At 71.2% G+C, this 13319-nt stretch carries 14 protein-coding genes; 2 read left to right on the plus strand and 12 right to left on the minus strand.

From position 1 onward, the window contains the following. Window positions 1–8 precede the first annotated feature (8 nt). Entirely contained in the window at window positions 9–1229 is a 1221-nt protein-coding gene (locus tag NO900_RS00500; RefSeq protein WP_256407259.1) for an acyl-CoA dehydrogenase family protein, read from the minus strand. A gap of 170 nt (window positions 1230–1399) precedes the next feature. Here NO900_RS00500 and NO900_RS00505 point away from each other — a divergent pair, with 170 nt between their 5' ends. Then, window positions 1400–2467 (plus strand): phosphotransferase family protein, encoded by a 1068-nt coding sequence (locus tag NO900_RS00505; RefSeq protein ID WP_256407260.1) that lies wholly within the window; start codon window positions 1400–1402, stop codon window positions 2465–2467. A 30-nt stretch (window positions 2468–2497) separates the two neighbouring features. On the opposite strand, the gene NO900_RS00510 is transcribed toward NO900_RS00505, so the two are convergent. The 11 genes from NO900_RS00510 to NO900_RS00560 form a co-directional block, all read right to left on the minus strand. Then, complete coding sequence (locus NO900_RS00510; RefSeq protein WP_256407261.1) at window positions 2498–3289, minus strand: SDR family NAD(P)-dependent oxidoreductase; 792 nt, start codon at window positions 3287–3289, stop codon at window positions 2498–2500. Then, complete coding sequence (locus NO900_RS00515; protein WP_256407262.1) at window positions 3286–4935, minus strand: long-chain fatty acid--CoA ligase; 1650 nt, start codon at window positions 4933–4935, stop codon at window positions 3286–3288. Before NO900_RS00515 ends, NO900_RS00510 begins: the two co-directional genes overlap by 4 nt. Next, window positions 4928–5641 (minus strand): ABC transporter ATP-binding protein, encoded by a 714-nt coding sequence (locus NO900_RS00520; RefSeq protein ID WP_256407263.1) that lies wholly within the window; start codon window positions 5639–5641, stop codon window positions 4928–4930. The genes NO900_RS00515 and NO900_RS00520 overlap by 8 nt, the downstream gene beginning before the upstream one ends. Further along, on the minus strand, window positions 5638–6423 hold the full coding sequence (locus NO900_RS00525; RefSeq protein WP_256407264.1) for an ABC transporter ATP-binding protein: 786 nt from the start codon (window positions 6421–6423) through the stop codon (window positions 5638–5640). Before NO900_RS00525 ends, NO900_RS00520 begins: the two co-directional genes overlap by 4 nt. After that, entirely contained in the window at window positions 6420–7742 is a 1323-nt protein-coding gene (locus NO900_RS00530) for a branched-chain amino acid ABC transporter permease (protein WP_256407265.1), read from the minus strand. Before NO900_RS00530 ends, NO900_RS00525 begins: the two co-directional genes overlap by 4 nt. Continuing rightward, on the minus strand, window positions 7739–8632 hold the full coding sequence (locus tag NO900_RS00535) for a branched-chain amino acid ABC transporter permease (RefSeq protein WP_256407266.1): 894 nt from the start codon (window positions 8630–8632) through the stop codon (window positions 7739–7741). Before NO900_RS00535 ends, NO900_RS00530 begins: the two co-directional genes overlap by 4 nt. 15 nt (window positions 8633–8647) lie before the next feature. After that, window positions 8648–9973, minus strand: a complete 1326-nt coding sequence (locus tag NO900_RS00540) for an ABC transporter substrate-binding protein (RefSeq protein ID WP_303654637.1) — start codon at window positions 9971–9973, stop codon at window positions 8648–8650. A 356-nt stretch (window positions 9974–10329) separates the two neighbouring features. After that, window positions 10330–10530, minus strand: a complete 201-nt coding sequence (locus tag NO900_RS00545; RefSeq protein WP_256407268.1) for a dodecin — start codon at window positions 10528–10530, stop codon at window positions 10330–10332. A 53-nt stretch (window positions 10531–10583) separates the two neighbouring features. Further along, window positions 10584–10922: a DUF7116 family protein gene (locus tag NO900_RS00550; protein WP_092566821.1), complete on the minus strand. Its 339-nt coding sequence runs from the start codon at window positions 10920–10922 to the stop codon at window positions 10584–10586. Window positions 10923–10979: 57 nt separating this feature from the next. Continuing rightward, window positions 10980–11225 (minus strand): DUF5816 domain-containing protein, encoded by a 246-nt coding sequence (locus tag NO900_RS00555; protein ID WP_256407269.1) that lies wholly within the window; start codon window positions 11223–11225, stop codon window positions 10980–10982. 76 nt (window positions 11226–11301) lie between these two features. Next, a complete protein-coding gene (locus NO900_RS00560; RefSeq protein WP_256407270.1) occupies window positions 11302–11667 on the minus strand; it encodes a HesB/IscA family protein in 366 nt (121 codons plus the stop codon). A gap of 174 nt (window positions 11668–11841) precedes the next feature. On the opposite strand from NO900_RS00560, the gene NO900_RS00565 reads away from it, so the two are divergent. Next, window positions 11842–13299, plus strand: a complete 1458-nt coding sequence (locus tag NO900_RS00565; RefSeq protein ID WP_256407271.1) for a hypothetical protein — start codon at window positions 11842–11844, stop codon at window positions 13297–13299. Window positions 13300–13319: the final 20 nt, after the last annotated feature.

Here is a 13319-nt window from a genome sequence, read left to right on the forward strand (position 1 = left end):
CCGCCGGCTCAGTCGAACTCGCCGAACCGCGTGACCGACGCCAGCTCCTCGGTCGGCGGGTCCGCGAAGGCGTCCCGCGCGATCGACCGGCGGTGGACCTCGTCGGCGCCGTCGACGAGCCGGAACTGCCGGACGTTCTCGTGGAAGCGCGCGATCGGCAGGTCGTACGCGATCCCGTTGCCGCCGCAGAACTGGAGCGCGTCGTCGATCGCCTCCTGGACGACGTTCGCGGCGAACGTCTTCGCCATCGCCACCTCGATCCGCGCCTCGTGGCCGTCGGCGATCCGCCCGGCGGCGTGCCTGACCATCGTGCGGGCGGCGTGGAGCTCGGTGCGGCGGTCGGCGATCCGGAACCGGGGGCCCTGCTTCTCCGAGAGCGGCTCGCCGAACCCCTCCCGCTCCGAGAGGTAGGCGGTCGCGATGTCGAGCGCGCGGTCGGCCATCCCGGCGTACCGCATACAGTGGGTGAGCCGGGCCGGCCCGAGCCGCCGCTGGACGAGGGTGAACCCCTCGTTCTCCTCGCCGAGCGTGTTCTCGACCGGGACCCGAACGTTATCGAACCGGATCTCGGCGTGGGTCGTCCCGACCAGCCCCTCGCCGAGGTGCGGGATGTTCCGGACGACCTCGACGCCGTCGGCGTCGGCGGGCACGAGGATGACCGAACAGCCGGCGTACGGGTGCGCCTCCCGATCGGTACGGGCGAAGACCAGCAGCAGCTCCGCCTCGACGCCCCCGGTCGTCCACCACTTGTGGCCGTTTATCACCCACTCGTCGCCGTCCTTCTCGGCCGTCGTGCCGAGCATCTTCGGGTCCGACCCCCCGCCCTGCATCGGCTCGGTCATCGCGAACCCCGAGTCGATCTCGCCGGCCGCCAGCGGGCGGAGCCACCGCTCCTTCTGCTCGTCCGTGGCCGCGATCTCCAGCGTGTGCATGTTGCCCTCGTCGGGCGCCGCACACCGGAGCGCGGTCGGTCCGAGCAGGCTCCGGCCCGCCTCCTCGAACACCGGGAGCATCTCGCGGAAGCCGAGCCCGAGCCCCCCGTACTCCTCGTCGACCTGCGGGGCGTAGACCCCCGCGTCGCGCGCGGCGTCGCGCAGCGCCTCGACCTCCGCCGGCGGGATCGGCCCCCGCCCGAGCCACTCGCGCTCGACCGGCAACACCGTCTCGTCGACGAACTCCCTGACGGCCGCGGCGATCTCCGGCCCGCGACCGATGTCGTCGTACTCCATGGTGTCGCTTGTTTAGCAATGTAAATAGTAGTTCCGGCAACGCGCGCCCAAAAGGCTATAAATCCCGAGCCTAACCGCTCTTGTATCCCAGATAGATTTACAATGTTAGTCAAATACGCCGGAAAGAGCGAACTTCGTTCGGCTCCGTCGCGGGGGGAGGACCCCCGGCCATGACGGACGCCGACTACCTCGACCGGCTGGTCGACGACGACGCGCTCGGGGCGTACCTGACCGCCGAGTTCGGGCCGGCGGACGCGTTCGCGGTCGAGCGGCACGCCGAGGGGCACTCCAACGAGACGCTGTTCGTCACGTGGGGCGACCGGGAGCTGGTGGTCAGGCGACCGCCCCCCGGCGAGACGGCCGACACGGCCCACGACGTGCTCCGAGAGCACCGCGTCGTCGACGCGCTCGGCGACACCGCGGTCCCGGTCCCCGAGGCCCTGCGGGCCTGCGACGACCACGCGGTCCTCGGCAGCGACTTCTACCTGATGGAGCGCGCCGAGGGCGACGTGCTCAGGGAGACGGAGCCGGAGCGCTTCGCCGACCCCGCCGCCCGCGAGCGGATCGGGACCGAGCTCGTCGACACCCTCGCCGCGATCCACGCGGTCGACTACGAGGCGGTCGGCCTCGGCGAGTTCGGCCGCCCCGCGGGGTACACGGCCCGACAGGTCGAGCGCTGGACCGGCCAGCTCGACTGGGCGTTCGAGACGACCGAGGTCGTCAGGGAGGTCCCAGACCTGGTCGCCGTCGGCGAGTGGCTCGCCGACAACGTCCCGGACGACCACGCCGAGACGCTCGTCCACGGCGACTTCAAGCTCGACAACGTGATGTACGGCCCCGGGACGCCGCCGGAAGTCGTCGCCGTCTTCGACTGGGAGCTGTCGACGCTCGGCGACCCGCTCGCCGACCTCGGCTGGCTGCTGCTGTTCTGGCACGACGAGGGCGACCCGGAGCCGCCGATGCCCGACCTGATGTCGACGTTCACCGCCCGGGAGGGGTACCCGACCCGCGCGGCGCTGATCGAGCGCTACGAGACCGCGACGGGCCGCGCGTTCGCCCACGAGCGGTTCTATCGGACGCTCGCGGCCTACAAGATGGCGGCGCTCGGCGAGATGTTCCTCGCGCGGCACCTGAACGACGACAGCGACGACCCGCTGTACCCGAAGATGGAGACGCAGGTGCCCGCGCTCGCGGCGCGCACCCTGGCGTACGTCGAGGGCGAGACGGAGCGGCTGTAGGCCCTCAGCGGGGCCGTCGACGGCGACGACTCACCGCGCCGTCCAGCCGCCGTCGGCCGCGAGCGTCTCGCCGGTGACGAAGCTCGCGGCGTCGCTGGCGAGGAAGGCGACCGGGCCCGCCATTTCCATCGGGTCGGCGAACCGATCGAGCGGCGTCCGGTCGAGGATCGACTCCCGGAGCCGCTCGTTCTCCCGGAGCGTCTCCGTGAGCTCCGTCGCGACGTACCCCGGCGCGACCGCGTTCACCCGAACCTCGGGCGCCCAGTCCAGCGCCGCGCTCTTCGTGAGCCCGACGAGCCCGTGCTTCGAGGCGACGTACGGGTGCTGTCTCGGCAGGCCGACCTCGCCCGCGACGCTGGCGACGTTGACGACGCTGCCGCCCGCCGCTCTCAGGTGCGGGCCGGCGGCGCGGAGGGTCCGGAACGCCCCCCGCAGGTTCACGTCGAGCACGTCGTCGACCGCGTCGCTCTCGACCTCGGCGGGGTCGCCGAGCGCGTCGCCGGGGTTGAACCCCGCGTTGTTGACGAGGACATCGAGCGAGCCGAACGCGTCGACCGCCTCGTCGACGAGCGCCTCGACGTCGGCGTCGTCGGTCACGTCGGCGGTGACCCCTCGCGCCTCGACGCCGAGCTCGCGGGCCTCGGCGGCGACCGCCTCGACCTCCGCCGCGGTCCGCGCCGAGGGGACGACCGTCGCCCCCGCGGCGGCCAGCCCGAGCGCGATCGCCTTCCCGATCCCGCGGCCGCCGCCGGTGACGACGGCGACCTCCCCGGAGAGGTCCGGGAGGGCGTCGTCCGGCGTCGGGGGGGTCTCGCCGCTCATTCCTCGCCCCCCGCCCCGGGCGCGTACGGGAGGTCCGGGTCGTCGACGGCCTCCCGGAGCGTCTTCTTGTCGAACTTCCCGGTCGCGGTCTTCGGGATCTCCTCGCGGAACCGCACGTCGTCCGGGAGCCACCACCGCGGGAACTCGTCGGCGAGGAACGCGCGCACGGCCTCGACGTCGAGCTCGCGGCCCGCCTTCGGCACGACGAACGCCAGCGGGCGCTCCTGCCAGCGCTCGTGCGAGGCGGCGATCACGACCGCCTCGGCGACGTCCTCGTGGGCCATCAGGGCGTTCTCCAGCTCGATGCTGGAGATCCACTCGCCGCCCGACTTGATCACGTCCTTGACGCGGTCGACGACCTCGACGTAGCCGTCCTCGTCGACGGTGGCGATGTCGCCGGTGCGGAGCCACCGCGCCCCGCCGTCGTCGGCCTCGGCGAAGTCGGTCTCGTCGGCCTCCGGGCGGTCGTAGTACTCGCCGACGACGGTGGGCCCCCGGACGAGCAGCTCGCCGAACGCCTCGCCGTCCCACGCGACCGGGTCGCCGTCGTCGTCGACGACCCGCATCTCCAGCCCGGGCGAGAGCAGCCCCTGTTTCGCCCGCTTGTCGAGCTCCGCCTCGCGGTCGGCGCCGGCCATCGCCGACGTCGGCCGGGAGACCGACCCGATGCTCATCGTCTCGGTCATCCCCCACGCGTGTTCGATCGTCACGTCGTGTTCGTCCTCGTACCGGCGCATAACTTCCCGGGGCGCCGCGCTGCCGCCGACGACGATCCGCTCCAACGAGGAGAGGTCGCCGCCGTGCTCGTCGAGGTGGTCCAGGACGTCGATCCACACCGTGGGGACGCCCGCGGTGAGCGTCACGTCCTCGGCCTCGATCAGCTCGACGAGGTCCGCCGGGTCCGGCGACGGACCCGGGTACACCTGCTTCGCGCCGGCCATCGTGACGGCGTACGGGAACTCCCACGAGTTCACGTGGAACATCGGGACGACGGGCATCACCACGTCGTCCTCGGCGATGTCGAGCGCGGCGGGCGTCATCACCATCATCGCGTGGGCGTAGATCATCTTGTGGGTGTACTCGACGCCCTTCGGCTTCCCCGTCGTCCCGGAGGTGTAACACATCCCGGCCGGGTCGTCCTCCGAGAGCGGCGGCCACGACGCCACCGGGTCGGCGTCGGCGATCAGCTCCTCGAACGCCGACAGCGGTATCTCCGACGCCGTCTCCGGGACCGAGTCGCCCATCACGACGACCTCGCGGACGCCGTCGATCCGGTCCCACAGCCGGTCGAGCGTCGCGACGGCGTCCTCGTCGACGATCAGCACGTCGTCCGCGGCGTCGTTGACGATGTACTCGACGTGGTCGTCCTGTAGGAGGAGGTTCACCGTGTGCAGCTGCGCGCCCGAGAGGGGGACCGCGTAGTACGCCTCGAAGTGCCGGTGCGTGTTCCAGCCGAGCGTCCCGACGCGGTCGCCGGGCTCGACGCCGAGGTCCGCGAGGGCGCCAGCCAGCCGCCGGACGCGGTCCCCGAAGTCGGCGTACGTGTACCGGTCGACCCCCTCGCGAGTGCGCGAGACGACCTCCGTCTCCGGGAACAGCCGGGTCGCCCGCCAGAAGAACGGGCGGAGGGTGAGCTCCTCAGGCATCCGCGCTCCCCACGGAGAGGTACGTTTCGAGGAGGTCGTCGCGGTCGCGGATCTCCTCGACGGTGCCGTCGAAGACGATCTGGCCGGTGTCCATGATGTATCCCCGCTCGGCGAGGTCGAACGCGAAGTCGACGTTCTGCTCGGTCAGCAGGACGGTGACGTTCTCGTCGACGACCGTCTGGACGATCTCGCGCAGGTCGTCGACGATGACCGGGGCGAGCCCCTCGGTCGGCTCGTCGAGGAGCAGCACGTCGGGCGCCTGCACCAGCGCGCGGGCGACCGACACCATCTGCTGTTCGCCGCCGCTGAGGTTCCGCCCCCTGTTCCCTCGGAGGGAGTCGAGCGCGGGGAACAGCTCGTACATCTCCTCGACCGGCCGCGGGTCGCTCGCGAGGTTGCGCGCGAGCCGGAGGTTCTCCCGGACCGTCAGGGTGGGGAACACCCGGCGGTCCTCCGGGACGAGCGAGATCCCGAGCGCGTTGATCTCGTCCGGGGACTTCCCGGCGATCTCCTCGCCGCGGAACGTGATCGACCCGGACCGCGGCGGCGACGCGCCGACGACGGACCGCATCGTCGTCGTCTTCCCCGCCCCGTTCCGTCCGAGCAGGGTCACGACCTCGCCCTCGTCGATCGAGAGCGAGACCTCGTGGAGGACGTGGCTGTTCCCGTAGTACGTGTCGATGTCGTCGACGTCGAGTATCGTCATACGCTATCACTCCCCAGGTACGCCTCCGTCACCCGCTCGTCCGTCAGCACGTCCTCCGGCGTCCCGTCGGCGAGGATCGCGCCCTCGGCGAGGACGACGATCCGGTCGGAGATGTCGGTGACGACGTCCATGTTGTGTTCGGTCACGACGAACGTGGCGTCCAGGTCGGCGTCGAGCTCGCGGATCAGCGAGACGATCTCGGTGACCTCCGTCGGGTTCATCCCCGCGGTCGGCTCGTCCATCAGGAACACGTTCGGCTCGATGGCGAGCGCCAGAGCGATCTCGACGGTCCGCTTCTCGCCGTGGCTCAGGGTGTCACACGACGTGTCCGCGATCCCGGTGAGCCCCGTCAGCTCCAGCAGCTCCTCGATGTCCGCCTCGACCGCCTCGTCCCCGGTCGCCCGCGACCGGAAGTCGAGGCGCGTCTTCTCGTGGCTGATCCGGGCGACCCGGACGTTCTCGCGCACGGTGAGCCCCTCGAAGATATTCGTGATCTGGTAGGAACGCGAGAGCCCGGCCTGCGCGACCTCGTGCGGCTCGGCGTCGGTGACGTCGCGGAGGCCGTCGTCGCCCGCCGCGGCGTCGCCGCTCCGTAGCCAGACCGAGCCCGCGGTCGGCCGGAGCACGCCCGTCAGCAGGTTGTAGAACGTGGTCTTGCCGGCCCCGTTCGGGCCGATGATGCTGGTGATATCGCCGTCGTCGATCTCGATCGACACGTCGTCGACGGCGGTCAGTTCGCCGAACTGCTTGCGGAGGTCTTCGGTCTTGAGAACGGTCGTCACGAGTCGTCACCTCGGTGGGGCCGCGAGTCGTCGCGCGGTGCGCCTGCGGCGGATCCGCCGTCGGCGGTCGCGTCGTCAGTTGCGCGACCGCCGTCGATGGTCGCGTCGTCGGCTGCGCGACCACCGTCGATGATCGCGTCGTCGGCTGCGCGACCGCCGTCGATGATCGCGTCGTCGGCTGCGCGACCGCCATCGGTCGCGGCGCCGTCGCCCGCGTCGGTCGCCTCGGAGCCGCCGGAGTCACCGGAGTCGCCGCCGCCGGCGTCCCCGTCCCCGAGCAGCCGATCGCGAAGCAGCAGGAGCCCGCCGACGGCCCCCTGCTTGAAGAACAGCACGACGGCGATGAGCAGCGCGCCGAAGAACAGCTCCCAGTACGCTTCGAGCGTCGGGAAGCGGCTGATCGCCCAGCGGATGTACAGGAAGACGAACGCGCCCACGATCGGTCCGGAGAAGTAGGTCGCGCCGCCGATCACGGTCGCGATGACGGCGATCGCGCTCGTCGACCAGTGCGTCAGCCCCGGGGACGCGACGCTCGCGAGCCCCGCGCGCAACACGCCGGCGATCCCGACGACCGTCGCCGAGACGATGAACGTCATCCAGCGGTGGTGCCTGACGTCGATCCCGAGCGCGGACGCCCGGTCGGGGCTCTCGCGGATCGCCTTACAGACGGTGCCGAACGGGGAGTTGACGACGCGCCACACCCCGTACGTCGTCGCGAGCACGGTGACGACCGTGAGCGCGTAGTACACCTGCCGACCGCCGAGCCGGACGCTCGCGGCCCCCAGGTCGACGCTCCCGAGCAGGACGATGACCCCGTCGGTCCCGTTCGTCAGCCCCGCCGGGTCCTGGATGATCAGCGAGTAGCCGAGCATCCCGAACGCGAGCGTGATCAGCGCGAAGTAGATCTCTTCGAGCCGGACGCTGAGCCACCCGACGGGCACCGCCACGGCGACGACGAGCGTCAGCCCGACGACGCCGCCGACGACGAACGTCGCGAGCGGGGCGACCCCGGCGCCGACGACGTCGGCGACGACCGGGCTCAGGTCCCGTAACACGATCGCGAGCCCGTAGGCGCCGCCCGCGTAGAACAGGCCGTGTCCGAACGACAGCAGTCCCGTGTAACCGTACAGCAGGTTGAAGCCGAGCGCGAACAGCGCGACGACGAGGAAGTCGGTGAACAGGTAGACCTGGAACGTCGGCCCGAACGCCAACAGGACCAGGCCGACCGCGGCGAGCAGGCCGAACCGTTCGCGGGTCCAGCCGTCGGCGACGGCCGCGCCGAACGCGCGGACCCGGCCGCCGGTGTCGGTCGCGCTCATTCGCCGATCCCCCCGAACAGCCCCTCCGGGCGGAACAGCAGCACGATCACCATCGCGAGGAAGGGGATCGCGATGCTACCGGCGCTGATGAACTGCGGGCCGAGGCTCTGCATCATGCCGATGAGCATCGCGCCGACGAACGCCCCGCTCATGGAGCCGAGCCCGCCGATGACGACGACGATGAACGCGTCGATGATCACCTGGTCGCCGAGCGCCGGACTGGTCGACTGCAGGGGCGAGGAGAGCGCGCCGCCGAGCCCGGCGAGCACGCTCCCGAGGAAGAAGACGCCGGTGTACAGCCGCGGCACGTCGACGCCGAGCATCGCCGCCATCTCGCGGTCCGAGGAGGTGCCCCTGACCAGCGAGCCGAAGTACGTCCGCGTGATGAACAGCCAGAGGCTCGCCAACACCGCGACGGCTAGGCCGATGACGACCAGCCGGTACGCGCTGAACGTGCTCCCGCCGAGCGACACGGAGAAGTTGAACACGTCGGGCGGGTCGATCGAGTACGACCCCGACCCCCAGACGAACCGGACGGTCTCGTGGATCACGAGCACGAACCCGAACGTGACGATGAGCTGGTCGAGGTCGGCGTCGACCCGGTCGTAGAGCCGCCGGATCGCCGCGAACTCGATGACGGCGCCGACGACGCCGACCGCGAGAGCGCCGGCGACGGCGGCGAGCCAGAAGTTGTCCACGACGTTCGTCACGACGGCGAGCGTGACGTACGCGCCGAGCATGTAGAACCCGCCGTGCGCGAAGTTGAGGACGCCGAGCACGCCGAAGATGAGGCTCAGCCCGACCGCGATCAGGAAGAGCCGGCTGCCGAGGCTCAGCCCGATGACGACGTCGGCGACCCCGATCAGTGGAACGAGAGATGGGAGACTCATGGAGGCGGCGGCGGGTTAGATTCCCGTCGGGAGGTCGGAGTCGCCGAGCGCCTCCGACAGCACCTCGGGGCCGGCGTCGTACCGGTCCACGGGGTCGAGCACGTTGCTCTCCCACTCCTCGTCGTACGTGACGGTGCCCCAGACGGACGCGACCGTCGCCTGGTTCGTCTCGCTGAACTCGTAGTCGCCGACCGGGCCCGAGTGCTCCATCCCGGTGAACTCCTCGACGAGCGCGTCGGCCTCCGTGCTCCCGGCCGACTCGATCGCCTGCTTGTACAGGTGGAGGGCGCGGTAGGCGCCCTCGGCGTTGTACGTCGGCAGCGACCCGTACTCCTCGTAGTAGGCCTCGCGGAACGAGTTGTTCGTCTCGGTGTCGGGCACGAACGGGTCGTACCGCGTGGAGGCGTACTCGCCCTCCGGGAGCGGGCTCCCCTCGCTCGGGTAGTCAGTGCCCATGCCGACGCTGAACAGCGTGTGGTCGATCTGGTCGAACCAGCCCGCGTCCTCGGCCTGCCCGATGAACGTCGTGAGGTCGGCGCCCCACAGCGGGGTGAGCACCGCGTCGGGGTCCGCGTCGAGGATGGAGCTGATGAAGGGGGTGTAGTCGCTCGTCGCCAGCGCCGGGAACTGCTCGGCCGTGAACTCGGCCTCCACGCCGAGCCCGTCGCAGAACGCCTGGAAGTAGTCCCACGTCTCGTAGCCGAACGCGTAGTCGGGGCCGATGGTGGCCCACTCGGTGGCGTCGAGCCCCTCGGCGGTGCGGGCGGCCCCGTAGATGTCCTGCGCGAGGCTGTTGGAGTCGCGGAACACGTACTCGTTCCCGACCGAGTCCTCGTGTTCCCCCTCCGGCGAGGTGACGAACGGCGTCGCGGCGTGGGTGATCATGAACGGCATCTGGAGCTGCGCCACCTGCGGCGCCACGGCCTGCGCGACCCCGCTGGAGTCGAGTCCGAACAGCCCGTCGACGTCGTCCTCCTGCACGAGGCTCCGGATCTGCTGGATCGCGGTGTCCGCGCTCGCCTCCGTGTCGCGGACGACGACCTCGACGTCCCGCCCGTCGATGCCGCCGTTGTCGTTGATCTCCGACTGCGCGAACTCGATCCCCCGCTCCGCCTCCTCGCCGTACAGCGAGGCGAACCCGGAGAGGATGTACGTGGCCCCGAGCGTCACCGGACCGCCGCCTCCGCCACCGCCCGAACAGCCGGCCAGCGCGACGGTCGCGCCGGCGCCGGCGGCCTGCAGGAACCGTCGTCGATCGACCGACGATCGGGTTTCCGAATCCGTCTCGACATCGCCAGTTCGGTTACTCTTGTTTCCGACATTCGAATCTGAACTTACCATTGTTAACGATTGTCCGTGTGTGTCCACTCCACATAAATATGTAGGTCAGAGACGCCCACTCTCGCCGCCGGACCCCCGGGAACGGCGGTAATGGCGGACGTCACGCGACGAAGACGTGTCAGTCGAGACGATAGCCTGCGCGCTCGGCCGCGCTTCTCGAAGGGGTCATAAAAAACGGAACCCGCCCGCGACTCCCCCGCGAGCGTCTCGCCTCGACGGCTCTCGGCGCTTCGTCCGAGGCTTTCGGCGCTTCGTCCGAGGCTTTCGGCGCTTCGTCCGAGGCTTTCGGCGCTTCGTCCGAGGCTTTCGGCGCTTCGTCCGAGGCTTTCGGCGCTTCGTCCGAGGCTCTCGACGCCTCAGTCCGACAGCTCGAACGCGACCTCGACCTCCGCCTGGTACTCCCGGTCGGCCGCGCTCTGTAGCTCCACGCCGAACTCCTCGACCTCCGCCCAGTAGACGTTTTCGAGCGTGTCCTCGGCGCGGTCGATCGCGTCGTCCGCGGCGGCGTCGAAGCTCTCCTCGCTCGTCCCGATCAGCGTGATCTTCTTGAACACCATGTCACGCGTTGATTGGACGCACGGGAGTATAAAACGGGGCGGTGAAAACGCCGTCAGGGGCTGCCGGGCGCGCCTTCCATCACCGCGAAGTCCTCGCCGTCGGCGTCGATGCCGATGACCGCCCAGTCGTACGGGGGCTTCTTCGAGACGAGGCGGTCGCGGAGGTCGCCGGCCCGGTCGCGCCACGTGACGAAACAGCGAAGCCGCGGGGTCTCGCCGCCGTCCGTCAGATACGGGTCCAGGTCGTCGTCGTCCATGCAAAGCACCGTCACGAGCACGCGTCGCCACTTCCGCTCCGCGACGAACTCCTGTCCGCCCTCGGAGACGGTGTAGCCGAGTTCACGGAAGACGTCTCTGGCCTCGGTCGTCGGTGGGATGCTCGCAGTGGCCATCTGTCTCGTCGTTCGCCGTCGTCCGTGATAAACCTTCTCACGATTTCTCGACGGCGGTTATTCGTGCGCTGCGTCCCACTCGTCGGGCTTTCGGATGTTGCCGCACTCCGTGCACTGGATCCGGCCCATCGTGTCCATCGCGGTGTCGAACGACTCGCAGTTCCCGCAGCGGAATCCCCACCGATCCGACCCGTCGGCGTCCGCGAAGACGACGTAGAACGGCCCCTCGGCGCCCCGCTCGGCCATCGTCCGATCGGTGTACACCCGCTCGCCGTCGGTCGTCGTCGACCCGTCGAGACTCATACCCGTCACTACCGGTCGGAACCGGTTAAAAACGTGCGTCGACGGCGACGCGGGGAGGGGCGGCCGGCGCGTCGCCTCACGTCCGGAACGACTCGCCGCAGCCGCACTCGGAGACGACGTTCGGGTTCTCGACCTCGAAGCCGGCCGCCTGCAGGCCGTGCTCGTAGTCGAGCTTGCTCCCGCCGATGTAGTTCCGGCTCGCGGGGTCGACGAACACGCGGAGCCCGTGGTGTTCGACGACGAGGTCGTCGTCCTCCGGCTCCGTGTCGAACCGCATCCCGTACGAGAGGCCCGCGCAGCCGCCCTGCTGGACGAACAGCCGGAGCCCGGCCTCCTCCGTGTCGAGGTCCTCGCCCTCCAGCAGGGAGAGCGCCTCTTCCGCGGCGTCGGGGGTCACCTCGATCGCCGGGTCGCTCGACGCGTCGACCGTTTCGGTGCTCATACGAACCAGTTCCGTTCGCACGGTAAAAACCCTGCCGGCGGAACCCCGCCCGTCGTTGCCGATGACGGTTACGTTCGCCGGCCGCGCCGCTCGCCTCCGATCCCCGCCGACCGGTGTCCCGGCCAGCGCGACCGTCCGCGGTACGTTTGTGTGGCTCGAACGCCTACTGGCCCCGTGAGCGTCCCGTCAGAGGCGGCGTTCGCCCGGCGGTACCGGTCGCTCTCGGCGGCCGAGCGGCGCGAGTTCGTTGCCGCGCTGTGGACCGCGCGCGGCTGGGAGCGAGTCCGTCGGGCGGACGAGTCGAACGTCGTCGTCGTCCGACGCGACGGCCGAGAGCGGCGCGTCGCGGTCGGGACGCCCGTCCCGGACGACGCCGACGCGGTCGTCGGCGACGGGTCGCGACGGCCCTTCTCCGCCTCGCCGCGTCGGCGGGCCGAGGCGGTCGGCGCGACGTACCTCTCCCCGGCCGACCTCCGCGAGCGGCTCCTCTACGGGGTCGACCGTGACGCGGCGGACCGCCTGTTCCGCGAGCGGTTCGGCGTCTCCCTCGCGACCGCCGCGGCGACCGACGACGGGGGGCGGGAGGGCGTCCGACGCCGCCTCTCGCGGGTCCGACGGGCGGCGGCGATCGACGGGCGAGGCGCGCTCCTCGCCGTCGTCCTCGTCGCGCTGCTGGCGGCTGCCGTCGCGGTCCTCGCCGCCGGCGGACCGCCCGCGCTCGCCGGCGTCCCCGGGTTCGGACCCGCCGCCGGCGACGCGGCCCCGGTCGCGCCCTCGCCGCCGGCCGACGGGGAGTACGCGGCCGCAGCGAGCGCGATCGGGACGGCCGAGTCCGCGGAGCGCGGCGCGGCCGCGCTCGACGACGCGGCGTCCCTCGGGCTCGACGAGGAGGCGCTCACGGGGACGATCGGGTCGACCGCCAGGACGCCGCCCGGCGTCTTCCTGACCGGGGTGTACGACCCGGACGCGCTCGCCGAGGCTCACGTCGCCACCGCGGCGAACCTCTCGTCCGCGTCCGTCCTCCTCGTCGCCTCGGGCCCGGCGAACGCGACCGATCTCGACGCGGCGACCGGCGGTCGCGTGGGGATCGCCGGCGACGGCGGCGTCGAGGTCGCGGTCGCGTCGGCGCGCCGGTACCGGCTCACCGGCTCCGCGAACGCGTCGGTCGTGAACGCGACCCGCGACGGGGTCGTCGAGGTGTTCGCCGACGGCGACGCCGTCTACCAGCGGGCCGCGGGGCCGGCGGGCGTGGAGACCCGCCGCGTCGCCCCCTCGGCGGCGCCGAACGCGACGAGGCTCGCCGCGACGGTCGCCGAGGAGCCGATCCGGCGGTTTCTGAACGGGAGCGAGTCGACCGTCCGCGCGGCCGCCACCGAGGTCCCGCTGTACCGGATCGAGGTGCGCGGCGAGCCGCGCGCGCTCGGCGACGAGGTCGACGACTTCCGGTCGGTCGCGTTCGTCACCGCCGACGGGCTGGTGCTCGAACTGTCGGCGACGTACGTCCACGAACCGACCGGGGAGCGGGTCCGGGTCGCGTTCCGGTACGACCGCCTCGGCGACACCGCCGCGGTCCCGCCGGCGTGGTACCCGGAGGTCGCGTCCGAGGAGGACGACGGCGACGGGGCGGGGTGACCGTCGCTCCGATCCTCCGA

The sequence above is a fragment of the Halorubrum rutilum genome, from assembly GCF_024494565.1.

Coding starts and splice junctions, on each gene's coding strand:
- NO900_RS00500 (WP_256407259.1), bottom strand. CDS start 1,229: ATGGAGTACGACGACATCGGTCGCGGGCCGGAGATCGCCGCGGCCGTC.
- NO900_RS00505 (WP_256407260.1), top strand. CDS start 1,400: ATGACGGACGCCGACTACCTCGACCGGCTGGTCGACGACGACGCGCTC.
- NO900_RS00510 (WP_256407261.1), bottom strand. CDS start 3,289: ATGAGCGGCGAGACCCCCCCGACGCCGGACGACGCCCTCCCGGACCTC.
- NO900_RS00515 (WP_256407262.1), bottom strand. CDS start 4,935: ATGCCTGAGGAGCTCACCCTCCGCCCGTTCTTCTGGCGGGCGACCCGG.
- NO900_RS00520 (WP_256407263.1), bottom strand. CDS start 5,641: ATGACGATACTCGACGTCGACGACATCGACACGTACTACGGGAACAGC.
- NO900_RS00530 (WP_256407265.1), bottom strand. CDS start 7,742: ATGAGCGCGACCGACACCGGCGGCCGGGTCCGCGCGTTCGGCGCGGCC.
- NO900_RS00535 (WP_256407266.1), bottom strand. CDS start 8,632: ATGAGTCTCCCATCTCTCGTTCCACTGATCGGGGTCGCCGACGTCGTC.
- NO900_RS00540 (WP_303654637.1), bottom strand. CDS start 9,973: ATGGTAAGTTCAGATTCGAATGTCGGAAACAAGAGTAACCGAACTGGC.
- NO900_RS00545 (WP_256407268.1), bottom strand. CDS start 10,530: ATGGTGTTCAAGAAGATCACGCTGATCGGGACGAGCGAGGAGAGCTTC.
- NO900_RS00550 (WP_092566821.1), bottom strand. CDS start 10,922: ATGGCCACTGCGAGCATCCCACCGACGACCGAGGCCAGAGACGTCTTC.
- NO900_RS00555 (WP_256407269.1), bottom strand. CDS start 11,225: ATGAGTCTCGACGGGTCGACGACGACCGACGGCGAGCGGGTGTACACC.
- NO900_RS00560 (WP_256407270.1), bottom strand. CDS start 11,667: ATGAGCACCGAAACGGTCGACGCGTCGAGCGACCCGGCGATCGAGGTG.